The following is a 24713-nucleotide window of genomic DNA, read 5'->3' as shown; positions in this document are numbered from 1 at the left end:
CCGGTGGTTCAGTCGAGGACGGCTTCCCAGTTGGTGCCGGGTGCGGTGGCGCCCGCGGGGAGGCGGTCGCGGGCGGCGGTGTCGCCGTACAGGCTCCAGCGGAACCAGTCCACGAGGGTGTTCTGGGTCTGGTTGAAGGTCGGGAAGCCCGGGTTGAGATACGCGGCGTGGTCCGCGCCGACGTGGGTGAGGAACGCCTTGGGGGCGGACAGCTCCGCGTACGCCTGGCGGGCCAGGCCGTACTGGCAGGTGGGGTCCCGGTCGCCGTGGATGAACAGCACGTTGGTGTCCAGCCCCGCCGGGTTGCCCATGTCCACGCAGGCGACCGGGACGGCGGCTTTGATCCGGTCGTCCGGCCAGTTGGTCAGCAGGCCGTGGACGGTCATGCCGCCCATCGAGTGGCCGGAGACGCCGACGCCGGCCGCGGTGTCGATGTGTCCGGCGAAGGGGCTGCCCGAGGAGTCGTTCAGCGCCAGGGTCCGGGTGATGACCTCGGAGACGTCCTTCGACCACTCGCCGCCGTACACGGAGCCGATGTTGGTGTTGTCGCTGATCGAGGGGGCGGGGCAGATGAAGCCGGCGGACGCTATCGCGTGCGTCTGGGAGGCGTAGGAGTCGGAGTTGCCGTACATGCCGTGGTTCCAGTGGGCGACGGGGAACACGCCGTCGGCGAGCGGGGCGTCGGGCACGGGGTTGCCGCCGGGGGACCCCGCGGCCGGGTAGAAGATCTTGGTGAAGAGCGAGCGGTTGCCGCGGCTCCAGTTGAACTGCCGCACTCCGATGGCGAAGTCCTGGGTCGGTGCCTGCCGGGGGAGCGCAAGCCGGCGAGTGGGGCTGCCGACGGCGGGTGCGGCGCCGAGCAGGGAGGCGGCGCCCGTCGTGCCGGCGATACCCAGACCCAGCACGGCGCCCAGAGCGGTGCGCCTGTTCATGGACATACGAAGACACTCCTGTGTGGGGGAGGGGGATCCGTTGCGGTGGCCGCCCGGGTGGTTCAGCAGGCGGAGGCGGTGTTGGTGGCCAGGGCCAGGCGCCAGGGGAGCTGGGAGTACTCGCCGCCGGCGGCCGGGTCCATGCCCTGGTAGAGGAGCCGGATGTCGCAGGGGTCCAGGGTCATGGTCTGGTCGCGGGTGGTGCGGATCAGCTCGCCGTGGCTGATGTCCCGGGTCCAGGCGTTGCCGCCTTCGAAGGAGACGTTGTTGCTGCGGGCGAAGGGGTCGGCTTCGGTGTCGGCCAGCGGCTGCCACTGGCCGGACAGGCCCTGCGAGGTGAAGGAGCGGTACCAGCGCCGGCCGTCGCCGCCGATGGCCTCCCAGATCAGCAGGTAGGTGTCGGTGCCCTCGACGCGGTAGACGGCGCCGCCTTCGAAGAGGTTGTTCTTGGTGTCCGACAGGACGATCTGGGTGTTGCCGAAGCCGCCCGGGAACTCGGCCACGGTGGTCTGGGAGCGGTAGACGTGGCCGTTGTCGTCGGCGGAGAACAGGTAGCAGTCCGTCTCGTCGCAGATGACGTAGAAGTCGAGCCAGTAGCCGTCGCCGATGTTCTCCTCGACGATGTCCGGCATGCTGTCCATGAAGTTCCGCGGCGCCGACCAACTCGTCGGGTCGTCGGGGTCGGTGGTGGTGGAGAACGAGGGCAGGCCCGTCTGGTAGACGAGGTACCACTCGTCCTTCGGGGCGAAGTAGAAGGCGTGCGGTGCGGCCCGGTAGCCGGTGCCGATGGCGGAGGCGGTCTCCAGGTCGGTCTGCTGGGCGTCGGCGGCCTGGGACCAGTCGTCGAAGCCGGTGTGCGCCAGGCCCCAGTCGCCGGCCGTGTCGACCCTGGTGAAGAAGACGTGCCAGGTGCCGTCCTCGTCCTGGACGACGGAGGGGTCCTTGGCCGCGACGGAGTCGAGGCCCGGCTGAGGTGAGATCAGCGGGCCGGTGGATGACCACTGGAAGCTGTCGGGCAACTCCTGTGCGGCGGCGGACTGGTGGCCCGTCGCCGATGCGGACGGGCGCAGGGGAGAGGACTCGGCGGGCACGGCGAACAGCGCCAGGGCCAGACCGAGGAGGACGGCGGAGGCGGCCCGTATCGACCGCGTGCACGGGCGGTGTTTCGACAGAGGCATGGGGGTTCTCCATCGCGGCTCAGCCGGGGCCCGCCACGCGGCGTCGCGTGCCTCCCCGGATGGCCGGGAGCCCGGACAACCGCGTGGAGAGCCTCACCGGAACGAAAACGAGTGGTGCGAAAGGCCGTTGTGCGAGTTCGATATCTCGAACGTCGTTCGTACTCTCAGTCAGGGATGATTGAGGGGAGAGGGCGCGGCGTCAATGCCGCCAGCGGAAGAATTTCGATTCCCAGGGCGAAATTTTCGAGAGCGGCCTTGGTCGGTGCAGGGAATCCTCGCTAGGGCGTGGCCAGTTCGAAGCGTGCGACCCGGACGCTGCCGCCGAGCGCCCGGGTGGCGTGGTTGAAGACGGCGTAGCGGTAGCCCATGAAGAACTGCCAGGCGTTGTTGAGCGTGAAGGCGGGGCCCAGCCGGCTGAAGCCGCTGCCGTCGGTGCTGTAGGAGAACTCGGCCTGCCGCCCGCTGCCCGGCCGGATGTCGGCGCGGGCGCGCAGCCAGATCCGGTTGCCCGGGAAGGCCGCGCTCGCACGTTCGGTGCCGGTGCCGGTGGTGTTCCAGTTGCCGTCCATGGTCAGGCCGTCGACCATCACCACGCGCGTGGTGCCGCCGTCGCGCTTGAGGCCGATCCAGGCGGAGGAGTCCCGCAGCACGGCGAGACCCGCCCGGTCGCCGTCGGCCATCGCGGAACAGTCGAGTTCGATGGTGGCGGTGGAGGTGGGGCCCTGGATGCGGTGGGTGAGGGTGTTGCGGGCGGCGTACAGGTCGCCGGTCACCGTCGCGGTGCGCAGGGTCAGCCCGTTGCCGACGGAGAATCTGCCGGTGTCGGGGTTGTGGTTCCACTCCCACCGTGGGGCGAGCGCGCTGCCCTGGAAGGTGTCGGTGCCGGTCATCGGCGCGACGGGGCGCAGGGGCAGCGGTGCGGTGTACGACCGGCCCCAGGCGCCGTTCACGAGCTGCAGGGTGGGCCAGCCGTCCGCGGACCAGGTGACCGGGGCGAGCGCGGGCACGCGGCCGCCGGGATAGGCGTCGACGAAGGCCATGTAGTGCCACCCGCCGTCCGGGGTGCTGACCAGTCCGCCCTGGTGCGGCACTCCGCCGCCGGCGATCGGTCCCGGGAGGTCGAGGAGCACCTGCCGCATCTCGTACGGGCCGAAGGGGCCGGAGGTGGACTTCAGGATGTACTGGCCGTTGGCCGGGCGGGTCAGGAAGATGTAGTGGTTTCCGTTGATCTTGTAGAAGCGGGCTCCCTCCAGGGTGCCGACGCTCGGCGGGGTGCTGAACACCTGCTGGGAACGGACCTGGGTGCGCGCGTCCGGGGAGAGCTGGGCGACGTGGATGGCGGTGTTGCCGTAGGCCACGTACGGGGTGTCGTCGTCGTCGAACAGCAGGCCCGCGTCGTAGTAGACGCTGCCGAGCGAGGCGTGCCTGGCCCAGGGCCCTTCGACGGACGGGGCGGTGTAGAGGTAGGTGCGGGCGAAGTCGATCTGCCCGATCCAGTAGAAGGTGCGGTTGCTGTTCCGGTAGCCCAGGGAGGACGCCCAGATGCCGCGGACGTAGCCGCGGCCGCCGTTCAGGTCGTACTTGCTCCCGAAGTCCAGCACCGGCACCGAGTGCCCGGCGAACTCCCAGTTGACCAGGTCGTAGGAGCGCAGGATGGGAGCGCCCGGCGAGTAGTGCATCGTCGAGGCGGAGTAGTAGTACGTGTCGCCGACGCGGATGATGTCGATGTCCGCGAAGTCCTGCCACAGGACGGGATTCGTGTACGTCGCCTGGAGCGGGCCCGGCGCGGCGGCGGATGCCGCGGCCGGCAGCGTGGTCGCGGCGGCCAGGCCGGAGGCGGCCGTGAGTAACGTCCGGCGGCTCCAGGGGTGCAGTGGGTCGGGCATGAGGGTCAGCCTCCTCGGCGGCGGGAGTTCTCCTTCGATATGTCGAACAGCGATCGATAAGTCGAATCCTTGGTGCGCACCGTAACGACGGGCAACGCCACCGTCAATTGCGGTGCCGGCCACCCGGATATGGGCGACGATGAACGCCGGGAGGCGCGCCGCGCGGAGGGGGACCGGCGCCGCGCCGTATCGCCTGGGAGGGGAGCGGGGGACGGTGGAGCAGGACATCGGTGCGCGGGCCGCCGGGCAGGGGGGTGACCTGCCGCGTTCGGTGGCCGAGGTGCGCGAGACCGTGCGGCGGGGGCGCAGGCTGAAGTACCTCTTCTTCTGGGGGCACCGCGCCCGGCGTCCGGGAGCGGTGGACGCGGCCTGTCTGAGTCAGTGGTGGCCGGCGGCGTTCACGGTGGACGGCGTCGACTACCGCAGCGCGGAGCACTGGATGATGGCCGCCAAGGCGCGGCTGTTCGGCGACGACGTGGCCGCGGAGCGCATCCTTGCGGCCCGTCATCCGGGGGAGGCCAAGGCCGAGGGCCGGAAGGTGCGGGGCTTCGACGAGGCGGTCTGGGCGGCTCAGCGCTACGACCTCGTGGTGCGGGGCAACGTGGCCAAGTTCGGCCAGAGCGGCCCGCTCTCGGCGTATCTCCGCGGAACCGGTGACCGCGTGCTGGTGGAGGCGAGTCCGGTGGACCGCATCTGGGGCATCGGCCTGGCGCCGACGGACGACCACGTGGCCGACCCGGAGTCGTGGCGGGGGCTGAACCTGCTCGGTTTCGCGCTGATGGACGCACGCACCCTGCTCACCCGGCAGGCGCCGGCAGAGGACAGCCGCGGCTGATGAGGCCCGGCCGGCCGTGTGCGGGCTCGCCAGGGCGGGGAAGGGTACGACGGCAGGAGTCCGTCCGGCGTCCGCGTACGCCGCCCGTGGTACGGAAGGGATTCCCATGAGCAGAGTCCGGAGCCGAAGACTCCCCGGGGCGTCAACACCGCGGCGTCCGGGCACCGTTGCCGCCCTCGTGGCGACGGTGCTGGCGCTTCTCGTGGCCGCGGTGAGCCCGGGGGCCGGCACCCCCACGGACGCGGCCGCCTCGCCGGCGGACGACTGGACGCACCTGTTCGACCGGGCCGGCCGGTCCGACACCTGGCTGGGCGCCGACGGCATCTACTCGACACCGCTGAACGAGGCGCAGTCGTTCGGCGGTGCCGATGCCGCGAGCAGGACCTTCTTCGTCTTCAGCGACACGATCCTCGGATCCGCCGAGCCGTCCGGCGCACTCGGCAACTCCGCCTACCAGAACCACTCCTCCGCCGTGCTGACCGGAGACACCCCCGACCCGGACCGCATCGGCTTCCGGTACGGGCACAAGGCGAGCGGGAGCACGGCGCAGGGGGACAACCTGTTCGGGTACACCGCCTGGATGCAGGGGGCGCTGACCGTGGACGACAACGTGTACGTCTTCGGGATCCCGTTCGACGGCGACTGGAAGCCCCGGCAGGTGGACCTGATCACGGTCCCGGTCCGCGGCGGCGCACCCGACTACGCCGCCTTCACCAGGAAGGCGGCGCTCCCGCAGATGTACCACCGGAACGCGGACCACCTGTACGACTACGGGATCGGCGTGCTGAACAACTCCGCGGAGGCCGGCGCCCCGAACCCGGACGGGTACCTCTACCTCTACGGGTACCGGGACGCCCTGACCGGGGGCCAGGCGAACCGGAAGGACCTGATCGTCTCCCGGGTCCCGAGGGCGGAGTTCCCCGACCTCGGCGGCCTCAGGTACTGGGACGGCAGCGGATGGAGCGGCGCCGTCGAGGATTCGGCCCCGCTGGTCCGCGACGTCTCCACCGAGGCGAGCGTCACTCCCGTCACCAGCGGGCCGCACAGGGGCAGGTACCTCGCCGTGTACACGCGCAACGTGCAGAGCCCCGACATGATGTACGCCCTCGGGGACAGCCCGGCGGGCCCCTTCTCCGAGCCCGTCAGGTTCTACACGGCGCCCGAGTTCGAGGGGACAGGGCCGGGCCAGCGGTACACGTACAACGCGAAGGCCCATCCCAGCCTGTCGGAGCCGGGCGAACTGCTCGTCACCTACAACGTGAACAGGATGGGCGGGGCCGGCAACACCAACGACTACCGTCCCCGGTTCCTGAGGCTGGATCCCGACTCCCTGGGCAGCCCGGCGGACACCGCGCGGAACGCGACCGCGGCGATGCCCTCCGCGGGCGGCTAGCCACGGCCGGCCGGCGGAGCCGGCCGCGACGCGACGGGATGTCTTGACACCGGGAGGGAGGCTCGGGACACTCCACGCTGCGACAACGTTGTCAACAACGATGTACAGCGGACCCGGTCAGACGCACACAGTCACCGTACGGAAAGGGAGTTCACATGCACCGCCTCCGCACGTTCGCCGTGTTGTCCTCGATCGCCCTGCTGCTCGGCGGCGCGGCCCCCGCCGTCGCCGAGGGGGAGCCCGCCGCGGCCGCGTCCGCGGCGGCCGTGCCGGACTACGACACCGCCGTGGCCGGCAACCCGTTCGTCGACGGGTGGTACGCCGACCCGGACGTGGCCGTCTACGGCGACCGCTACTGGGTCTTCCCGACCACGTCGCGCGGCTACGACGAGCAGACGTTCATGGACGCGTTCTCCTCCACCGACCTGGTGCACTGGAAGAAGCATCCGGGAGTGCTGGACATCGCCGACATCCCGTGGGCGCGACGGGCGTTGTGGGCGCCCGCGCCGATCGAGCGGAACGGCCGGTACTACCTGTACTTCGCCGCCAACGACATCCAGGGCGACGACGAGTTGGGCGGCATCGGCGTCGCCGTCGCCGACCGCCCCGAGGGCCCGTACCGCGACGCGCTCGGCAAGCCGCTGATCGCGCAGTTCCACAACGGCGCGCAGCCCATCGACCAGGACGTCTTCATCGACGACGACGGGCAGGCGTACATGTACTACGGCGGCTGGCACCACGCCAACGTCGTGAAGCTCAACCCCGACATGACCAGCCTCGGCACGTTCGACGACGGCACCACGTTCAAGGAGATCACGCCGGAGAACTACACCGAGGGCTCACTGATGTTCAAGCGGAACGGCAAGTACTACATGATGTGGTCCGAGGGCGGCTGGACCGGCCCCGACTACTCCGTCTCGTACGCCGTCGCCGACTCGCCCACCGGGCCCTTCGAGCGGCTCGGCAAGGTGCTGCAGCAGGACCCGGCGGTCGCGCGGGGCTCCGGGCACAACTCGGTGCTCAACATCCCCGGCACCGACATCTGGTACATCTTCTACCACCGCCGGCCCCTCAGCGAGACGGACGGCAACAGCAGGGCGCTGGCGTACGACCGGATGGAGTTCGCGGAGGACGGCACGATCCGCCCGGTCACGATGCGGGTCCGGGACAACTTCGACGACGACAACGCCGTCGGGTGGAAGAACCACGGCGGCGCGCGGTGGTCCGCGGCCGGCGACGCGTACACCGGGGCCGCGGGGAAGGGCGGGGCGTCCCTCCAGGACACGAACTTCGCCGACCTCGTCTACGAGGGCGACGTCACCCTCACCCACGGCACCGCCGACGCCGGATTCGCCTTCCGCGCCACCTCTCCCGGCAGCGGGCCGGACGGCTTCACCGGCTACTACGCCGGCCTCACGCCGAAGGGCGTGGTGCTCCGCACGGCGGGGGAGGAGGCAAGGACGCTCGGCAGGGCACCCGTGGACGTCGGCGTGGGCGAGACCCACAGGCTGAAGGTCGAGGCCGTCGGGCCGTCGCTGAAGGTGTACGTGGACGACATGACCACCCCGAAGATCAGTGTCACGGACGCGGCTCACGCCTCCGGCGCCCACGGCGTGCGCGTGGGCCCGCGCGCCGCCGCGGGCGGCGCGGTGGCGCCGGCGAAGCGGATGGCGAGCTTCGACGACCTGGCCGTCCGCTAGTCCGGATACGGCACACAGCGCCGCCCCCGGAACACGCCCTGCCGCGCCACTCGCGGAAGCGTGCACCACGCCGTGTGCCCGGGCTCCGCCGGGACGGAGCCCGGGCACGTCACTGCCCGGCCAGCCCCGTGTGGGCGATGCCGCGCACGATCTGCCGCTGGAAGATCGCGAAGACCACCAGCAGCGGCAGCCCGGCGATGACGACGGACGCCATCATCTGCGCGTAGCGCACGCCGTAGGACGACTGGACGTTGACGAGCCCGACGGGCAGCGTCATGCCGTTCGGGTCGGTGGTGACGAGGAACGGCCAGAGGAAGTTGTTCCAGGTCGAGATGAAGGTGAAGATCGCGACCGCGGCGAGCACGGGCCTCGACAGGGGCAGGACGATCGTGAAGAACACCCGCCACCGGCCCGCCCCGTCGACGAACGCGGCCTCCTCCAGCTCGCGCGGCACCCCCTCGAAGAACTTCACCAGAATGAACACCATCGCGGGCACGGCCACCTGAGGCAGGATCACGCCCCAGTAGGTGTCCACCAGGCCGAGCTGCACCATCTCCGCGAACAGCGGCGCGATCAGCACCTGCGGCGGCACCATGATCCCGGCCAGGACGAGCGCGTAGAGCGCCTTGCGGCCCCGGAACTCGGTGCGCGCGAAGCCGTAGGCGGCCATCGAGCAGAGCGCCACGGTCAGCACGGTGGTCATGCAGGCGATGTACGCGGTGTTGAACAGCCAGCGGCCGATGTCACCGGTCTCCCACACCGCCCGGTAGGCGTCGAAGGTGATCGTCGAGCCCACCCACTCCAGCGGGGTCTTCGCCGCCTCCGCGTCCGGCTTGAGCGAGACCGACAGCGCCCACGCGAGCGGCAGCACCCACACCACGACCAGCAGCAGCGCCACGGCGAACAGCGCGACGCGCCCGCGGGTCCAGCGGGCCCTGCGGCCCGAATCCGCGGCCAGTGCACTCACGGGGCCTCCTCGGCGTTGCGGCGGGACAGGCGCAGATGGATCAGCGAGACGATCACGATGAGGGCGAAGAAGAGGTACGAGACGGCGGACGCGTAGCCGATCCGGTAGCCGGTGAAGCCCGACTGGTAGACGTACTGCAGGATCGGCCGGGTGGCGTCGTCGGGGCCGCCGCCGGTCATGATGTAGACCTGGTCGAAGACCTTCAGGGACGCGAGGATCTGGAGCACCAGGACCACCCCCGTGGTGCGCCTCAGCAGCGGCAGCGTGACGTGGCGCAGCCGGTGCCAGGGGCCGGCGCCGTCGAGCTCCGCGGCCTCGTACAGGTGCTGCGGTATCGACTGGAGAGCGGCGAGGTAGAGCAGGAAGTTGAAGCCGACCGTCCACCACACCGTCGTCAGGACGATCGACAGCATCGCGTACCGCTCGTCCGTCAGCCAGCCGATGCCCGGGTGCAGCCCGAACTCGGCGAGCATCTGGTCGGCGAAGCCGAAGTCGGACGGGTAGATCACCCAGAGGAAGAGCAGCCCCACGACGCCCGACGGCAGCACGAAGGGCGCGAACCAGCTCAGCCGCCACAGCCACTGCACGACGCGCAGATGGTGTGCCAGCAGGGCGAAGACCAGGCCCATGACGACGAGCGGGACCGTGGACAGGACCGTGAACCACACGGTGTTCCACAGCGACGACCAGACGTTCTCGTCGCGGAACGCCTCCGTGTAGTTGTCGAAGCCGACGTACTCGCCGCCGTCGCCGGTGATGTTGTCGCTGCGCAGGCTCAGGCCGACGCCGTAGACCAGCGGCCAGAGCAGGAACATCGCGTACATGACGAGGAAGGGCGCGATGAACACCAGGCCGTGCTCTGTCCACTTGCGGCGTACGGTGGCGGGCCGCCCGGCCGGCGCCGCGGTCTCGCCGGGCGGCACCGGGACGGTGGCGGTGGCGGTCATGCGGCGCCTCCTATCGGATCGGGGGTGTCCAGCAGCTTCTGCAGCCGCGACTTCGCCTCGCGCAGCGCGCCCTGCGGGCTGCGGGATCCGGTGAACACGGTGGAGAAGACGGCCCCCAGCTCGACCTGCAGCAGCGAGGCGGAGCCCGCGAACCAGGCGGGCGGGTCGAGGACGACGTCGTCGATGACGGACCGGTACGCGGACTGGGGCCGCAGCTCCAGATACGCCGGGTCGTCGAGCGTGGGCAGGTAGGCCGGCACGTGGCCGCCCTTGGCCCAGTCCACGGAGTGCTCCAGCATCCAGGCGACGAAGGCGTACGCGGCCTCGTTCGCCGCCCCGGACCGGCCGCCCTGGTGCGGCAGCACGAAGGAGTGGCAGTCGGCCATCACGGTGGGCCGGCCGAAGAGCCCGGGCACCCGGGTCATGGAGAACGGCAGCTTGTCGGCGGTGTACGTGGTCACCTCCCACTCGCCGTTGAGGGAGAAGGCGGTCTCGCCCGCGCCGAACACGCCGACGGAGCCGGGGTAGTCGGCGCGCCGCACCATCAGGCCCTCGTCGGTGAGCATCGCCATGAACTCCAGGACCTCGAGGGCCTTGGCGTCGTCGAGGGTGATCCGCCGGCCGTCCTCCGACAGGACGGTGCCGCCGGTCTGCGAGTAGAAGGTGGCGAAGAGCCGCCAGGGGGTGACGGTGTCGGTGCCGAGCGTCTCGGCGACCAGCGGCGGCGCGCCGGTGACCTCCTTCGCGGCACGCAGCGCCGCGGTGAACGCGCGGACGCCGCTGATCGGCCGGAGGCCGCCGTCGTCGGCGAGCAGCCCGGCCTCCTCGCAGATCTCGGTGTGGTAGTAGAGCACGATCGGATGGGTGTCGAGCGGGATCGCGTACTGCTCGCCCGCCACCTGTCCGCGCCGCCAGATCTCCGCCGGGAAGCGGTCGGGGGTGATGCCCAGTTCCCTGAGCCGGCCCGGGTCGAAGGGGTCGAGCAGCTTTCCGGGGCCGAAGCCGGCGAGCCGGGTGAGGTGCAGCACCGCCACCTCGGGCGCGCGCCCGCCGGCACCGGCCATGCCCAGCTTCGTGTAGTACGGGGGACCCCACTCGAGCTGGGTGGCCTCCACGTCGAGGTCCGGGTGCTCCGCGGCGAAGGCGTCGACCATCGCGGACATGTTCACGCCGTCGCCGCCGCCGAAGAGGTGCCAGTAGCGCAGCCTGGTCGTGCCGGCGGCGGTGAACGAGGGCGCGGCGCAGCCGGCCGCGACCGGGGCGGTGGCGGCGAGTCCGGTGGCGGCCAGGCCGCGGGCCGCGAGCGTGCCGGCCCCCGACGTCAGCAGCCGCCGCCGGCTGAGAGGCGGTGCGTGGTCCATGTCCCTGCTCCTCCCGGGTACGTCCGGTGCGTACCGTCAGATGAGGCGGATGACGTTCCAGGACAGCGGCTCCAGCACGGCGCTGAGCGTGCCGTCCCGCAGCGTCGCGCCGGTCACGGGGTGCGGGACGACGCGCTCCGGGTCCCGGAGGGTGTTGCGTGCCTCCGGGTCGGCGTCGGCCAGCGCGCTGTGCTCCACCACCTCGGAGACCGCGAGGCCGCGCAGCAGCACCTCAAGACCCAGCGGCTGCCGCTGGTCGCGGTTGACGGCGAAGACGGTGACCGCACCCGACTCCGGGTCGCGGACGGCCGTCGCGTACAGCAGCGGCACCTCGCCGTGCTTGGCGGTCTCGTGCGTGGGTGACTCCGCGGCGACGTGCAGCACCTGCCCGCCGCGGGCGTACCGCGCGGTCTGCGCGAACGGGTGGAAGGTGGTCTGCCGCCAGGCCGGGCCGCCGGGTTCGGTCATGATCGGCGCGATGACGTTGACCAACTGGGCGAGGCAGGCGACGCCGACCCGGTCGGCGTGCCGCAGCAGGGCGATGAGCAGTGAGCCGAAGACGACGGCGTCGACGACGCTGTAGTTGTCCTCCAGGAGGCGCGGGGCCTCGGGCCAGTCGAGGGGGCGTTCTTCGGCCTGAGCCCGGAACCTCGACTGGTACCAGACGTTCCACTCGTCGAAGGAGAGGCCGATGCGCTTGGCCGACTTGAGCCGGGCGCCGACGTGGTCGCAGGTCGCGACGACGCTCTCGATGAAGGACTCCATGTCGGCGGCGGAGGCGAGGAAGGAGTCGCGGTCGCCGTCGGTCTCCTCGTAGTAGGCGTGCAGGGAGACGTAGTCGACCAGGTCGTAGGTCTCGGCGAGCACGGTCGCCTCCCACGCGGCGAACGTCGGCATGGCCCGGCTGGAGCTGCCGCAGGCGACCAGCTCCAGCCCCGGATCGAACTGGCGCATGGCGCGGGCGGTCTCGGCGGCCAGCCGCCCGTACTCGGCGGCCGTCTTGTGGCCGGTCTGCCACGGCCCGTCCAGCTCGTTGCCGAGGCACCACAGGCGGATGCCGTACGGGGCCGCGTCGCCGTGCGCGGCACGACGCTCCGACAACGCGGTGCCGGCGGGGTGGTTGGCGTACTCCAGCAGCTCGACCGCCTCGGCGACGCCCCGGGTGCCGAGGTTGAGGGCCATCATGGGCTCGGCCTGCGGCCCGAGCCTGCGCAGGAAGGCCACGTACTCCGCGAGCCCGAAGCGGTTCGTCTCCGTGGACCGCCAGGCGAGGTCGAGCCGCCGCGGCCGCCGCTCCACCGGCCCCACCGAGTCCTCCCACCGGTACCCGGAGACGAAGTTGCCGCCGGGGTAGCGGACGGTCGTCACCCCGAGCTCACGGATCAGCCCGAGCACGTCGCCCCGCAGCCCCGTCCCGTCGGCGGCCGGGTGGCCGGGCTCGTAGATGCCGGTGTAGACGCAGCGGCCGAGGTGCTCGACGAAGGAGCCGAACAGCCGCGGACTCGCGTCGGCGACGACGAAGGCGGAGTCGAGCGTGACACGGGCCGTGGCCGCGGCAGGGATCATGCGTACTCCGTGGGTTCGAAATTTCGAATATCGCTCGCAACTTCGAACGAGACCGTAGAATCGAACCGGCACCGCGTCAACGACTGGCGCAACGTCACCTCCCGCGCCCTGCCCGGGCGTTGCGGCGGCCGGCCGGGTCGTCGCCCGCCTGGCGGCCCCGGCCGGCGCCGCGCCGCGGAGGTCAGTCCGCGCAGTGCACGTCCGTGCCGGGGCGGTTGCCGGTGGTGAGGAAGGCCGTGACCGCGCGGTCGCCACAGGGGTTGCCGTTGGCGAGGTACGAGCCGTGGCCGCCGCTGTCGACCGTGACGAGGCGGGCCCGGTCGCCGAGGGCTTCGCGCATCTTCAGCGCGCCGGCGTACGGGGTGGCGGGGTCGCGCCGGTTCTGCAGCATGAGGATGTTGGAGGGGCCCTCGTCGGTGATCCGGGTGGGGGCGTCGTCGGGGGTGTCCTTCCAGAAGGAGCAGGGGGTGATGTTCACGGGCATGCCCGCGGTCAGCGGGTGCCGGGCCCGGTCGGCGGTCACGGCCCGCTGGTGGGCGGAGACCGAAGGGGCCGGCCAGCGGACGTCGTTGCACAGGACGGCGAGGGCCACGGCCGCGTCCTCGTCACTCATCGGGCCGGCCACGTCGGGGGTGAGCACAGGGGTGGTCTGCGGGTCCCGCGCCTGCCGGACCAGCCGGGCCAGCGCCGGGAAGCCCGCGTCGGCGTACAGGGCGGTGTGCATCGCCTGCCGCAGCCGGTTGCCGGTGAGGGGGACGCCCGCGGTGGTGCTCTCCCTCGGCTCGCGGTCCAGCTTCGCGGCCAGGCGCAGGAAGAGCGGCCGGACGTCCTCGGGCCGCTCCGCCAGCCGCAGCCCCTCGGCCTCCCGGGCGGGGTCGGCGGCCCAGGCGGCGAAGTCGGGGAAGCGGTCCTCCGCGCCGGCGGCGAAGTTCGCCATCCAGCCGCGCCCGACCCGCTCGGGGTCCGGGTCGCCGCTGCCGTCCAGCACCCAGCGGTCGGTGCGGTGGGGATACCGCTGGGCGTAGACGGCGCTCACGTAGCTGCCGTACGACGTCGCCCACACGGAGAGCCGCTCCTCGCCGAGTGCCTGTCGCAGCCGCTCCATGTCCCGCACCTCGTTGGCGGTGGAGAAGCTGGCGAGCACCGCGCCGCCGGCGCGGGCGCAGCTCTCGGCGACGCGCGCGGAGCGGGCGGCGTTCGCGCCGATGCCGCCGTCCGGTCCCGGCCAGGGGCGGACGTTCACCAGGTGGCGGTCGTCCGCGGCGAGTCCGCAGCCGGCCCGCGTGCTGCCGCCCACGCCCCGCGGGTCGAAGCCGACGAGGTCGTACGCGCCGGCCGTCTCGGCGCGCAGGGCCGCCCCCTTCTCGGCGAGCCGCTGCACGCCGGAGCTGCCGGGCCCGCCCGGCACGACGAGCAGGGTCCCGCGCCGCGCCGCGGGGTCCTCGCTGCGCAGCCGGGAGACGGCGAGGGTGAGCCGCGGGCCGCCGGGATCCGCGTAGTCGAGCGGCACGGCCAGCTCGGCGCACTCCATGCCGGCGGGCCCGCCGGGCCGGGCGCAGGGCTCCCAGGACAGGGCGGGCGCCCGCCGCCCTTCTGGGGCGCCCGCGGGGGCGGCGGGCGCCCCGGGTGCGGTGACGGCGGTGACGGCGGCGACGGACAGGGCGAGGAGCAGGGCGTGTCGGATACGGGACACCGGACTGCCTTTCGGCTGCAGTGACGTCGGCGAGGACGTGTGGCCGCGGGCCGCGGGCCATGCCGTCGATGCTGGCCGCCGGCGCCCCCCGGGCGGCAGCGGCATCCGGTGGAACCCCCGGTCCACCGACCGGTGGACCCGGGGCGGACGTCCGTCCCGGGTCCTGCCCCCCGGCGTGCGGGCGGGTCGTCCTGACCGGCCGGACTCATCGGCGGGGGCCGGCCCGGCTCACTTCGTCGCCCCCCTCATGAAGCCGTTGTAGATGTAGCGCTGGAGGAACAGGAAGACGGCGAGGGTCGGCAGGATGACCAGGATCGTGCCCGCCGAGATCGTCTCCCAGTGCGCCCCGTACGGGCCCTTGAAGCGGAACAGGGCGGTGGACATCGTCCCGAGGTCGTCGGAGGGCATGTACAGGAAAGGGGATGTAGAAGTCGTTGTAGACCGTGACGCCCTTGACGATGACGACCGTCGCGATCGCCGGCTTGAGCAGCGGGAAGATGATCTTTCGGTAGATCGTGAAGGAGTTGGCGCCCTCCAGCCGGGCGGACTCGTCGAGCGAGACCGGGATGGACCGGATGAACTGCAGGAAGATGTAGATCGAGACGATGTCGGTGCCCATGTAGAGCACGATGGGTGCGAGCCGGCTGTTGACCAGCCCGAAGCTGTCGACGATCTGGAAGGTCGCCACCTGGGTGGTCACCCCGGGCACCATCGCCGCGACCAGGAAGAGCCCCACGACCAGCTTCCGGAACCGGAACCGGAAGCGGTCGATGGCGTACGCCGTCATCGAGCCGATGACGACGGTGCCGGCGATCGCGCAGAGGAGGATGACGGCGGTGTTGGCGAAGGCCGAGAGCATCCGGCCGTCCTCGAAGGCGGTCGCGTAGTTGTCGAAGTTGAGCAGGTTGCCGGGGAGCGAGAGCGCCCCGCCGTCGCCGGCCATCTCCTCCGGGGTCTTCAGCGAGGTGAGGAAGACCACCAGCAGCGGCAGCACCACCACCGCGGCGGCCCCGACCAGCGACAGATACGTCAGCGTGCGTGTGACGACGGCCGCTCTCATACCAGGTCACCCGCCTTCTCGTCCGGTACGAGCGTCCGCTGCACCCAGGTCACCGCGAGCACGATCAGCAGCAGCACCACGGCCGCCGCCGAGGCCAGCCCGGTCTTGTTGAACGTGAACGCCAGGTCCACCGTCTGGATCACGAACGTCTCGGTGCCGGTCGCGCCGCCCGTCATGATGTACGGGATCTCGAAGACCGCCAGCGAGCCGGAGACGGCCAGGATCACGCTGAGGCTGATCACCGGCCGGATGCCGGGCGCGATGATGTGCCGGAACTGCTGCCAGCGGTTGGCGCCGTCCAGCTCGGCCGCCTCGTACAGCTCGCCGGGGATGGACTGGATCGCGCCGAGGAACAGCACGAAGTTCAGGCCCATGAAGCGCCAGACGGACACCCCGGCCAGCGAGGCGTTGGCGGAGGTGGAGTCGCCGAGCCAGGCGCGGTCGGGTTCGTCGCCGAAGAGGCCGACGAGCGCGTCGAGGGTGCCGCCGTCCTGGAAGAAGTAGAGGAAGACGAAGCCGATGGCGACGCCGTTCACCAGGTACGGGAAGAACAGGATGCCCTTGAAGAGGTTGCGGAAGCGGACGTGGAAGCTGAGCACGGTCGCGAAGTACAGCGCCAGCACGATCTGCACCGCCGAGGCGGCGAGGTAGTAGCCGCTGACGAAGAAGACCTCGAACAGCTCGGAGCGGGTGAAGAGGTCGGAGTAGTTCTCCGTGCCGACGTAGTTCAGCTCCGGGCTCAGCCCGTCCCAGTCGGTGAAGCTGTACGCGACCATGTTGGCGACGGGCGCGTACGTGAACGTGATCAGCAGCGCCAGCGGGGCGGCGAGGAACAGCCACGGCACCACGCCGCCCCGCAGCCGGCGCCTCAGGGCACTCACCGGTAACCCAGCTCCGCCGCGGCTCCGGTCCAGCGCTCGGAGAGGTCCGCGAAGAGGTCGTCCGGGCTGCCGTCCTTGGCGCCGCGGGCGATGTCGACCAGCTCCTGGCGGTAGTCGGGGTCGTCGATGCCGACCTCCGAGGCGTCGTCCAGCTCCTTCAGCTCCGCGCCCTTCGACTGGTCCAGCTCCATGAGCCGCACGTTCTGCTCCTCGTACTCGGCGAGCACGTCGGGCAGCGGGGCGTCGCGCAGGGTGGAGACGTTCAGGTTGTCCTCGGGGTAGCCGGACTTCTCCGCGAACCAGTCGACCCAGGCGCGCGCGGCCTCCTTGTGCGCGGAGTGGATGCTCACGGCCTGCTGGTAGTCGGGGGAGAGGCCGGCGCAGAAGGCGCCGTCGACCTGGTGCGGGAAGGGCATGAAGCCGATGTCGTCCGGGTCCGTGCCGGCCTGCTCGGCGGCGTCGCGCATCTGGACGACGGCCCAGGAGCCCAGGAACATCGTGGCGATCTCGCCCTTGGCGATCTTCGGCTTGGAGCCCTCCCAGTTGGTGGTGGTCGGGTCCTTCTCCGCCAGGCCCCGGTCCACGATGTCGTACAGGAGGGTGTCCACGGTGCGTACCGTGCCGCCCTCGGCGAAGGGGTCGCCCCCGACGGCCTTGACGTCCGCCTGTTCGTCGCAGGTGGCGGCGGAGTGGGCGGGCCACCACTGGGCCAGCGGCCAGCCGTCCTTGAAGTTGGTGTAGTACGGGACGGCGTCGGTCTCGTCCTTGACGGCCTTGAGGTCGTCGAGGAACTCGGCCGGCGTGGTGGGCCATTCGGTGACGCCGGCCTGCTCCCAGACGCGCTTGTTGTAGACGAAGCCGGGGACGCTGCCGTAGATGCTGACCCCGTAGACCTCGCCGTCGACCGTGGAGTAGTCGGTGAAGCGGAACTTCTCGCTACGTGCGGACTGCTTGCCCAGCGAGGCGAAGAAGCGGGGGTAGTCGTTCTTCTTCACCGTGCCCGGGATCATGAGGACGTCGCCGTAGTCGTCCGAGTTCATCCGGGTCTTGACTTCGCCCTCGTAGTCGGTGACCCCGTCGAACTCCACCTTGACGTTGGGGTACGTCCTGCGGAACTCGGCCGCGTACTCGTCCATCGTGCCGTCCTCGACGAGGTCGGTGCGATGGGTGATGACCTCGATCGTGCCGGACACCTTGTCCGGGTCGTCGACCGCCTTCGCCTCCTCCTTCTCCGACGAGGCCCCGCTGCCCGTGCAGGCGGCGGTCGTCGCGAGCGCGGCGGCCAGCAGCGCACCGGCGAGCGCCCTTCCCTTCATCTCCACCATCTCCGTTCGCTGAGCCGGCCCGTGATACTTAACCGGTCGAGTCGAGGCCCCTTTTCTTGACGAGGAACCTTCCCTCAGAGCGGCGATGACGTCAACCTCTCCGACGCAGAAAGAACTTGACCGGTTTATGGACAGGGGTCCTGAGAGGCGGTTACCTTGGCGCGAGACCCGAGATTGGAGCACCCATGAAGGACGTCACCCCGCTCTCCGAGGGCTGGACCCTGCGGCACGACGGGGACCGGTTGCCCGCGCAGGTGCCGGGCTGCGTCCACACGGACCTGCTCGCCGCCGGCGTCATCCCCGACCCGTACCTCGGCACCCACGAGACGGACGTCGCCTGGGTCGGCCGGCGGGACTGGACGTACGAGACGGAGATCGCGCCCTACGACGGCCCGCACGAACGCACCGACCTCGTCTTCGACGGCCTCGACACCGCCGCCGCGCTCCGGCTCGCCGGCGAACCGCTCGGCACCACCCGTAACATGCACCGCCGCTACCGCTTCGACGTCACCGGCCGCTCCGGCCCTCTCGCCGTGGCCTTCACCTCCGCCTACACCGAGGCCGAGGCGGTACGCGCCCGGACGGGCGACCGGCCCAACGCCTATCCCGAACCCTTCCCGTTCATCCGCAAGATGGCCTGCTCCTTCGGCTGGGACTGGGGCCCGACGCTGGTCACCGCCGGCATCTGGCGCCCGGCGCGGCTGGAGCACTGGAGCACCGCGCGGCTGGCCCGGGTCCGTCCGCTGGTGACGGTCGACGCCGACGGCACCGGCCGCGTCGAGGTGCGTCTGGACGTCGAGCGCACCGCCGCCGGCGCGCGGCGCCCGCTCACCGTCCGCGCGCGGGTCGGCGACGCCGAGGCGACGGCGGTGCTGGAGGGCACGGAGGGGGTGGTCCCACTCACGCTTGCCCGCCCCGAGCTGTGGTGGCCGCGCGGCTACGGCGGCCAGCCACTCTACGCGCTGGAGGTCACCCTGCACGACGGTGCCACCGCCGCGGGCCCGCCCCTGGACTCCTGGACCCGCCGCGTCGGCTTCCGCACCGTCCGCCTCGACACCGCCGCCGACCCCCACGGCTCCCGCTTCACCCTCGTCGTCAACGGCGAACCCCTCTTCGCCCGCGGCGTCAACTGGATCCCCGACGACGCCCTGCCCGCCCGCATCACCCCCGCCCGCTACCGCGAGCGGCTGCGGCAGGCGGCGGACGCGGGCGTCGACCTCGTACGCGTCTGGGGCGGCGGCATCTACGAGAGCGACGACTTCTACGCCGCCTGCGACGAACTCGGCCTCATGGTCTGGCAGGACTTCCCCTTCGCCTGCGCCGCCTACCCCGAGGACCAGCCGCTGCGCGGCGAGGTCGAGGAGGAGGCCCGCGACAACGTCGTCCGCCTCATGCCGCACCCGTCGCTGGTGCTCTGGTGCGGCAACAACGAGAACCTGTGGGGCTTTCGCGACTGGGAGTGGGAGGAGGAACTCGCCGGTGCCTCCTGGGGCGAGGGCTACTACCTCGGCGTGCTCCCGCGGGTCGTCGCCGAGCTGGACCCCGTCCGCCCGTACTGGCCGGGCAGCCCCTGGTCCGGTTCCTGGGCGCACCACCCGAACGACCCCGCGCACGGCGTCCACCACGACTGGGAGGTGTGGAACCGCGCCGACTACACCGAGTACCGCGCCGGCGTCCCGCGCTTCGTCGCCGAGTTCGGCTGGCAGGCGCCCCCCGCCTGGGCCACGCTGCGCCGCGCGCTGGGTGAGGGCCCGCAGCTCGCCGCGGCCTCGCCGGCCATGCTCCACCACCAGAAGGCCGACGACGGCAACGGCAAGCTGGAGCGCGGCCTCGCCCGCCACTTCGACGTCCCGGACGGGACCGCCGACTTCGCCCGCTGGCACTACCTGATGCAGGTCAACCAGGCGCGGGCGATCGCCGCCGGCGTCGAGCACTGGCGGTCCCACTGGCCGGTGTGCGCGGGCACGGTCGTCTGGCAGTTGAACGACTGCTGGCCGGTCACCTCCTGGTCCGCCGTCGACGGCGACGGCCGCCTGAAGCCGCTGTACCACGAGCTGCGCCGGCTCTACGCCGACCGCCTGCTGACCGTACGCCAGGACGCGGGCGGCCCGGCGGTGGCCGTCGTCAACCAGGGCGCGGAGCTCTGGTCCGGCACCCTGGCGCTGCGCCGCACCGCGGTCGACGGCGGCGTGGTCGCGCGGGCGGAGGTGCCGTTCGCCGCCGGGCCGCGGGCCGTCGCCGTCGTGCCGGTGCCCGACGGGCTGCTGCCGTCCGCCGCGTCCGCGAAGGAACTGCTGGTCGCCGAGGCCGACGGGCTGCGCGCGCTGCACTTTCCGGTGCGGGACAAGGACTTCGCGTACCCCCGCCCGGAGTTCGGCGTGGCGGTGGTGCGTGCCGGGGCCGCGGACCCGGATAGGGTCGACGTCGTGGTCACCGCCCACACCTTCGTACGCGACCTGCTGCTGCAGCCCGACCGGCTCGACCCCGCCGCCACGGCCGACCGGGGTCTGCTGACGCTGCTGCCCGGCGAGCGCGCGACCATCGCCGTGCGCGGCTGGCCCGCGCCCGCGGCGCCCGGGACGCCGGACGGGGACGACCCCGCCGTCGCCGCCGTGCGCGCCGCGCTCTTCTGCGTGGAGCCCGCGTGAGCGCGGACGGCCCGCCGGCCAAGGTGACGATCAAGGACGTCGCCGCCCGCGCCGGGGTCTCCAAGGGGGCCGTCTCGCTGGCCTTCAACAACCGCCCCGGTCTCGCCGACGCCACCCGCGACCGCATCTTCGCCGCCGCCCGCGAGCTGGGCTGGGCGCCGAACCTCGCGGCCCGCTCGCTGTCCAGCTCCCGGGTCGACGCCGTGGGCCTGGCGATCTGCCGCCCGGCCCGGCTGCTCGGACTGGAGCCGTTCTACATGGAGTTCGTCTCCGGCATCGAGAGCGTGCTCGCCGAGCAGTCGTCCTCTCTGCTGCTGCGGCTGGTCCGCGACCTCGACGAGGAAGTCGCGCAGCAGGAGCGGTGGTGGAAGTCGAAGCAGGTCGCCGGGTCGATCCTGGTGGACTTCCGCACCGACGACCCGCGGGTGGCGGCGGTCGGCGCGCTCGGCATGCCGGTGATCGCCGTCGGCCACCCCTCGCTGACCGGCGGCTTCCCGTCGCTCTGGACGGACGACGCCACCGCCGTCACGGAGGCCGTGCGCTATCTGGCCGCCCTCGGCCACCGGCGCGTCGCGCACGTCGGCGGCGCCGCCGAGCTGGGCCACAGCGCGATCCGTAACGCCGCCTTCGAGGCCACCGTCCGCGAACTCGGCCTGGACGCGGGCCCGCAGACGCCCACCGGGTTCTCCGGCGAGGACGGTGCCCGCGCCACCCGTACCCTGCTGGCCTCCGCGGAACGGCCCACGGCGATCCTGTACGACAACGACATCATGGCCGTCGCCGGTCTTTCGGTGGCCTCCGAGATGGGCCTGTCGGTGCCCGCCGACCTCTCGCTGCTCGCCTGGGACGACTCCCAGCTCTGCCGGCTCACGCACCCCACGCTCTCCGCCATGAGCCACGACGTGCACGGCTTCGGCGCCGAGGTGGCGCGGGCGCTGTTCACCCGCATGACCACCGGGGCGGCCGAGTCCCGGCAGGTGCCGACCCCGGAGCTCACCCCGCGCGGCTCGACGGGTCCGCCGGGCGGCTGACCTCCCGCGGACGTCCGGGGGCAGTGCCGTGCCGTCCGCCCCCGTGCCGTGCACGGAGCGGCTCGTTCGGCCGATCGGAGGAAGGTGACGGCCGGGCGGGCCCCCGGGTGGTCGTTCCGGAGCCGTCGGCGCATAGTGGCCGTATGCGCCATCCGTGCGCACGACGACGGTCGCTGACCGAGGGAGCCCGGCATGCCCCGAGCGGTGAGGTTCGACGAGTACGGCGATGTGGACGTCCTGCGGGTCGTGGACGTCGAACGCCCGGTCCCCGGCCCGGACGAGGTGCTCGTCCGGGTACGGGCCGCCGGAATCAACCCGGGGGAGAGCGTGATCCGGGAGGGCCTGATGGACGCGATGTGGCCGGCGACGTTCCCTTCGGGACAGGGCAGCGACCTGGCCGGCGTCGTCGAGGAACGCGGCGAGCGGGTACGGAACGTCGCGGTCGGAGACGAGGTCATCGGATACACCGACGACCGGGCGAGCCACGCCGAGTACGTCGCGGTGCCCGCGGCCAACGTCACCCCGCGGCCTCCCGGCGTGCCGTGGGAGGCCGCCGGCGCCCTGCCCGTCGCCGGCTCCACCGCCTACGCCGCGGTGCGGGCGGTGGGCCCCGGACCGGGCGACACCGTCGTGGTCGCCGGCGCGGCCGGCGGCGTCGGCTCGCTCGCCGCGCAACTGGCCCGCGGCGCCGGCGCCACCGTGATCGGCCTGGCCGGCCCGCACCACCACGACTGGCTCGCCGCGCACGGGATCACCCCGGTCGCCCACGGCGAGGGGGTCGCCGACCGCATCCGCCGGGCCGCGGAGGACGGCGGCCCGAACGCGTTCATCGACACCTTCGGCGCCGACTACGTCCGGATGGCCGTCGAGGACCTGGGCGTCCGGCCCGACCGGGTGGACACCATCATCAACTACACCGACGCCGAGCGCTACGGAACCAGGAGCGACGCCAACGCCGAGGGGGCCGGTGCCGACGTGCTGGCGGAGCTGGGCGCCCGGATCGCCGACGGCGATCTGGAGGTGCCCATCGCCGGTACCTACCCGCTGGAGCAGGTCCGTGACGCCTACCGGGAACTCGAACGCCGCCACACCCTCGGCAAGATCGTGCTGGTGCCCTGACCGTGCCTACCCCCGCAGGGCCAGCACCGTCCAGGCCGCCGTCGCGACCGTCGCGGCGCCGATCGTGAGGAGGCGGAGGCGGGCCTGCAGCCGGTCGTCCCACTCCTCGCCGGTGCCGGAGGCGAACCGCAGGGCCGGGGTGGCCGCGCGGCCCAGCGCGAAGCCGAGGCCGGCCAGCAGCGCCACGCCCGCGTCGTTGGCCAGCAGCACGCCCAGGGCGAGGGCGTACGGCAGGCTCGCCGACACGTAGGTCCGCACCCCGGTGCCCAACTCGAATCCGAACTGCAGTGCGCCGCGCGCCAGATGGCGTTGGAGCACGTCCTGCGGGACCTGCCGCGCGTTCTGCGGCAGCCGCAGGCGCAGCACCCCGGCGTCGCGCGCGACGGCGAGCAGCCCGAGGGCGACGATCGCCCCCGCGCGCCAGTCCGCGGAGACCGGAGCGACCAGCCCCGAGGCAAGCCACAGCACGGTGGCCGACAGCAGGGCGCCGAGCAGCAGCCCGGTGGAGAAGACCCCGAGCACGGTTGTCTGTCGGTGAACGGCCCGCCAACCTGGCGAGGCAAGCGCGTGCGCGCTGTTCCGCGTTCAGACGGAGCCGGAGAGCGAGTAGCCCGCCAGGCCGCCGAGGATCGTCCAGGTGAGCAGGGGGCCGTACCAACTGGCCGCCACCGCACCGGAGCTGAGCACGAGCGCCGGCACCGCCGGGTCGGTCAGCCGGCCGCGCCACGCCGGCCTGGCCGGGCCCGTGCCGACCTGCCCCACGTCACGCCCCGCCGACGAGGGTGCGCCAGGTCTGCTGGCCGACGACGCCGTCGACGGTCAGCCCGGCGCCGCGCTGGAACTCCCGGGTCGCGTCCGCCGTGAGCGGGCCGAACGCGCCGTCCACCGTCAACGGGTAGCCGTGCTTGACGAGTTGGCGCTGGGCAGCGCTGACGGCGCCGCCGGAGTCGCCCTGCCGGACGGTGACCACCAGGTGGGTCCAGGTGGTCGCGTTGACCGTACCGGTCGGCTGCAGCCCCCTGGCCTCCTGGAAGCCGCTGACCGCGGTCTCGGTGCTCGGCCCGTAGATCCCGTCCGGCTCGGTGGGGAACTCGTGGACGCCCAGGAGGTGCTGGGCCGTACGGACGTCCGGGCCGCGCGAACCGTCGCGCAGCGTCGGCCAGGTGACGGCGCCCTCGCAGCCGCAGTCGGTGGTCCAGCGGCAGATGGAGCGCACCCAGCCGGATCCGGAGTTGAAGTACCCGTCGTGGCACCGGCGTTCGATGCCGCAGCCGCAGGCGCCGCACGCGCCGCTGAACGCCCACAGCCAGCCGTCGTAGGAGCCGGAGTAGCACTGGTTGGGCCGCAGGGTCCAGGTCACGCCGTCGTTGCGGTGGAAGCCCTCGTGCGGGCCGCTCGTCTCACAGGCGGCGGCGTGCACGGTGCTCGGGCCGCAGCCGGGGGAGCAGTCGTGCTCCGAGGCGTAGGAGGGGCACGCGCCCTCCCAGATGTCGTAGCCGTCCGCGTACGCCTGCCGGGCCGCGCCGAAGACGCCGAGGGCGGCGAAGCCCACGACCGTCGCCGACTGGAGCACGGTACGCCGCCGGGGTGCCAGGCTCGGCAGCGCGGAGGTGCTGCGGCGGCGGACGGGCCGGTCGGCGGCGCCGGCGCGGCGCAACTGGGGAACCTCGTCGAGGGTGGTCATCACGCGCTCCTCGGCTGACTGGTGTGGTCGGGGGCTGCGGCGACCAGGTCGCCCAACGCGTCGGCGGAGCCGAGCGGTGCGCTGCGCACGACGCGCCCGGTGGTGCCGACGAGCACGGCGAACGGGGTCGCGATCGCGTCGTAGGCGGTGAAGAGGTCGGGCCGGTTCCCGGTGACCGGCACGCCGGTCTCCGTGGCGGGAGGCGCGTCACCGGCGTAGACGGCGCGTACGGCGCGCTGCCCGTTGAGGCGGCCGGCCGCCGCCAGCACCTCGGCGCAGGTGCGGCATTCGGCGCTGAGGAAGAGCAGCAGCGTCTCGCGGTCCCCGGCCAGCAGCTCGTCCGCGTGCGGCGCCGCGCTGCCCGGCGTGACGCCCAGCCGCCCGGGGGAGCGGACCACCTGGCCCCGCGAGAGCTGGTGGACCTGCCGCACCAGCCCGGACACCACGAGGGCGAGCAGGGCGATGGCGACCCAGGACAGGATCAGGGCGCTGGTGGTGAAGTCCACG

General features: G+C 72.3%; 20 protein-coding genes and 1 pseudogene. 6 read left to right on the top strand and 15 right to left on the bottom strand.

What is annotated here, in order from left to right:
* Positions 1-8: 8 nt before the first annotated feature.
* From O7599_RS04590 to O7599_RS04580, 3 genes are all read right to left on the bottom strand, one after another.
* Positions 9-938, bottom strand: coding sequence for an alpha/beta hydrolase (locus O7599_RS04590; protein ID WP_281620795.1), 930 nt, complete (start codon positions 936-938; stop codon positions 9-11).
* Positions 939-994: 56 nt separating this feature from the next.
* Entirely contained in the window at positions 995-2110 is a 1116-nt protein-coding gene (locus tag O7599_RS04585) for a non-reducing end alpha-L-arabinofuranosidase family hydrolase (protein ID WP_281620794.1), read from the bottom strand.
* A 278-nt stretch (positions 2111-2388) separates the two neighbouring features.
* Positions 2389-3996 carry a glycoside hydrolase 43 family protein gene (locus O7599_RS04580; RefSeq protein WP_281620793.1) on the bottom strand — a complete coding sequence of 536 codons (1608 nt, stop codon included), beginning with the start codon at positions 3994-3996 and terminating at the stop codon, positions 2389-2391.
* A gap of 292 nt (positions 3997-4288) precedes the next feature.
* On the opposite strand from O7599_RS04580, the gene O7599_RS04575 reads away from it, so the two are divergent.
* From O7599_RS04575 to O7599_RS04565, 3 genes are all read left to right on the top strand, one after another.
* A complete protein-coding gene (locus tag O7599_RS04575; protein ID WP_281623278.1) occupies positions 4289-4831 on the top strand; it encodes an NADAR family protein in 543 nt (180 codons plus the stop codon).
* A gap of 178 nt (positions 4832-5009) precedes the next feature.
* Entirely contained in the window at positions 5010-6224 is a 1215-nt protein-coding gene (locus O7599_RS04570; RefSeq protein ID WP_281620792.1) for a DUF4185 domain-containing protein, read from the top strand.
* Positions 6225-6379: 155 nt separating this feature from the next.
* Positions 6380-7924, top strand: a complete 1545-nt coding sequence (locus O7599_RS04565) for a glycoside hydrolase family 43 protein (RefSeq protein WP_281620791.1) — start codon at positions 6380-6382, stop codon at positions 7922-7924.
* A gap of 109 nt (positions 7925-8033) precedes the next feature.
* On the opposite strand, the gene O7599_RS04560 is transcribed toward O7599_RS04565, so the two are convergent.
* From O7599_RS04560 to O7599_RS04525, 8 genes and pseudogenes are all read right to left on the bottom strand, one after another.
* Positions 8034-8891, bottom strand: a complete 858-nt coding sequence (locus O7599_RS04560) for a carbohydrate ABC transporter permease (protein ID WP_281620790.1) — start codon at positions 8889-8891, stop codon at positions 8034-8036.
* Positions 8888-9838: a sugar ABC transporter permease gene (locus O7599_RS04555; RefSeq protein ID WP_281620789.1), complete on the bottom strand. Its 951-nt coding sequence runs from the start codon at positions 9836-9838 to the stop codon at positions 8888-8890. The genes O7599_RS04560 and O7599_RS04555 overlap by 4 nt, the downstream gene beginning before the upstream one ends.
* Positions 9835-11199 (bottom strand): extracellular solute-binding protein, encoded by a 1365-nt coding sequence (locus O7599_RS04550; RefSeq protein ID WP_281620788.1) that lies wholly within the window; start codon positions 11197-11199, stop codon positions 9835-9837. Before O7599_RS04550 ends, O7599_RS04555 begins: the two co-directional genes overlap by 4 nt.
* Positions 11200-11235: 36 nt before the next feature.
* The gene (locus O7599_RS04545) at positions 11236-12765 is read right to left on the bottom strand and encodes an alpha-N-arabinofuranosidase (protein ID WP_281620787.1); all 1530 of its coding nucleotides are present in this window, start codon (positions 12763-12765) and stop codon (positions 11236-11238) included.
* A gap of 181 nt (positions 12766-12946) precedes the next feature.
* The gene (locus tag O7599_RS04540) at positions 12947-14458 is read right to left on the bottom strand and encodes an alpha/beta hydrolase (RefSeq protein ID WP_281620786.1); all 1512 of its coding nucleotides are present in this window, start codon (positions 14456-14458) and stop codon (positions 12947-12949) included.
* Positions 14459-14686: 228 nt separating this feature from the next.
* Positions 14687-15518 (bottom strand): annotated as a pseudogene (locus O7599_RS04535) (carbohydrate ABC transporter permease).
* Positions 15515-16399: a sugar ABC transporter permease gene (locus O7599_RS04530; RefSeq protein ID WP_281620785.1), complete on the bottom strand. Its 885-nt coding sequence runs from the start codon at positions 16397-16399 to the stop codon at positions 15515-15517. The pseudogene O7599_RS04535 and the gene O7599_RS04530 overlap by 4 nt, the downstream one beginning before the upstream one ends.
* Positions 16396-17715 (bottom strand): ABC transporter substrate-binding protein, encoded by a 1320-nt coding sequence (locus O7599_RS04525; protein WP_281620784.1) that lies wholly within the window; start codon positions 17713-17715, stop codon positions 16396-16398. Before O7599_RS04525 ends, O7599_RS04530 begins: the two co-directional genes overlap by 4 nt.
* 194 nt (positions 17716-17909) lie before the next feature.
* On the opposite strand from O7599_RS04525, the gene O7599_RS04520 reads away from it, so the two are divergent.
* The 3 genes from O7599_RS04520 (at position 17910) to O7599_RS04510 (ending at position 22522) form a co-directional block, all read left to right on the top strand.
* Positions 17910-20372, top strand: coding sequence for a glycoside hydrolase family 2 protein (locus tag O7599_RS04520; RefSeq protein WP_281620783.1), 2463 nt, complete (start codon positions 17910-17912; stop codon positions 20370-20372).
* Positions 20369-21403 carry a LacI family DNA-binding transcriptional regulator gene (locus O7599_RS04515; protein WP_281620782.1) on the top strand — a complete coding sequence of 345 codons (1035 nt, stop codon included), beginning with the start codon at positions 20369-20371 and terminating at the stop codon, positions 21401-21403. Before O7599_RS04520 ends, O7599_RS04515 begins: the two co-directional genes overlap by 4 nt.
* A gap of 192 nt (positions 21404-21595) precedes the next feature.
* Positions 21596-22522 (top strand): NADP-dependent oxidoreductase, encoded by a 927-nt coding sequence (locus O7599_RS04510; RefSeq protein ID WP_281620781.1) that lies wholly within the window; start codon positions 21596-21598, stop codon positions 22520-22522.
* Between the two features lie 6 nt (positions 22523-22528).
* Here the strand turns inward: O7599_RS04510 and O7599_RS04505 are convergent, their stop codons facing one another.
* The 4 genes from O7599_RS04505 to O7599_RS04490 all read right to left on the bottom strand — a co-directional run bounded on the left by O7599_RS04505 (position 22529) and on the right by O7599_RS04490 (position 24712).
* On the bottom strand, positions 22529-23044 hold the full coding sequence (locus tag O7599_RS04505) for a hypothetical protein (protein WP_281620780.1): 516 nt from the start codon (positions 23042-23044) through the stop codon (positions 22529-22531).
* 63 nt (positions 23045-23107) lie between these two features.
* Positions 23108-23284, bottom strand: coding sequence for a hypothetical protein (locus tag O7599_RS04500; RefSeq protein WP_281620779.1), 177 nt, complete (start codon positions 23282-23284; stop codon positions 23108-23110).
* 1 nt (position 23285) lies between these two features.
* Positions 23286-24206, bottom strand: coding sequence for a peptidoglycan-binding protein (locus O7599_RS04495; RefSeq protein WP_281620778.1), 921 nt, complete (start codon positions 24204-24206; stop codon positions 23286-23288).
* Positions 24206-24712, bottom strand: a complete 507-nt coding sequence (locus tag O7599_RS04490) for a hypothetical protein (RefSeq protein WP_281620777.1) — start codon at positions 24710-24712, stop codon at positions 24206-24208. Before O7599_RS04490 ends, O7599_RS04495 begins: the two co-directional genes overlap by 1 nt.
* Position 24713: the final 1 nt, after the last annotated feature.

The organism is Streptomyces sp. WMMC500, assembly GCF_027497195.1.
GTDB lineage: Bacteria > Actinomycetota > Actinomycetes > Streptomycetales > Streptomycetaceae > Streptomyces.
The sequence above is the reverse complement of the archived record's forward strand: the minus strand, read 5'-3'. Positions and strand labels throughout refer to the sequence as shown.

Bases quoted from the DNA above. Each gene is read 5' to 3' on its own strand.
- O7599_RS04545 (WP_281620787.1), bottom strand. From the start codon at position 12,765: ATGATCCCTGCCGCGGCCACGGCCCGTGTCACGCTCGACTCCGCCTTC.
- O7599_RS04525 (WP_281620784.1), bottom strand. From the start codon at position 17,715: ATGAAGGGAAGGGCGCTCGCCGGTGCGCTGCTGGCCGCCGCGCTCGCG.
- O7599_RS04565 (WP_281620791.1), top strand. From the start codon at position 6,380: ATGCACCGCCTCCGCACGTTCGCCGTGTTGTCCTCGATCGCCCTGCTG.
- O7599_RS04520 (WP_281620783.1), top strand. From the start codon at position 17,910: ATGAAGGACGTCACCCCGCTCTCCGAGGGCTGGACCCTGCGGCACGAC.
- O7599_RS04580 (WP_281620793.1), bottom strand. From the start codon at position 3,996: ATGCCCGACCCACTGCACCCCTGGAGCCGCCGGACGTTACTCACGGCC.
- O7599_RS04550 (WP_281620788.1), bottom strand. From the start codon at position 11,199: ATGGACCACGCACCGCCTCTCAGCCGGCGGCGGCTGCTGACGTCGGGG.
- O7599_RS04590 (WP_281620795.1), bottom strand. From the start codon at position 938: ATGTCCATGAACAGGCGCACCGCTCTGGGCGCCGTGCTGGGTCTGGGT.
- O7599_RS04510 (WP_281620781.1), top strand. From the start codon at position 21,596: ATGCCCCGAGCGGTGAGGTTCGACGAGTACGGCGATGTGGACGTCCTG.
- O7599_RS04555 (WP_281620789.1), bottom strand. From the start codon at position 9,838: ATGACCGCCACCGCCACCGTCCCGGTGCCGCCCGGCGAGACCGCGGCG.
- O7599_RS04495 (WP_281620778.1), bottom strand. From the start codon at position 24,206: ATGACCACCCTCGACGAGGTTCCCCAGTTGCGCCGCGCCGGCGCCGCC.
- O7599_RS04585 (WP_281620794.1), bottom strand. From the start codon at position 2,110: ATGCCTCTGTCGAAACACCGCCCGTGCACGCGGTCGATACGGGCCGCC.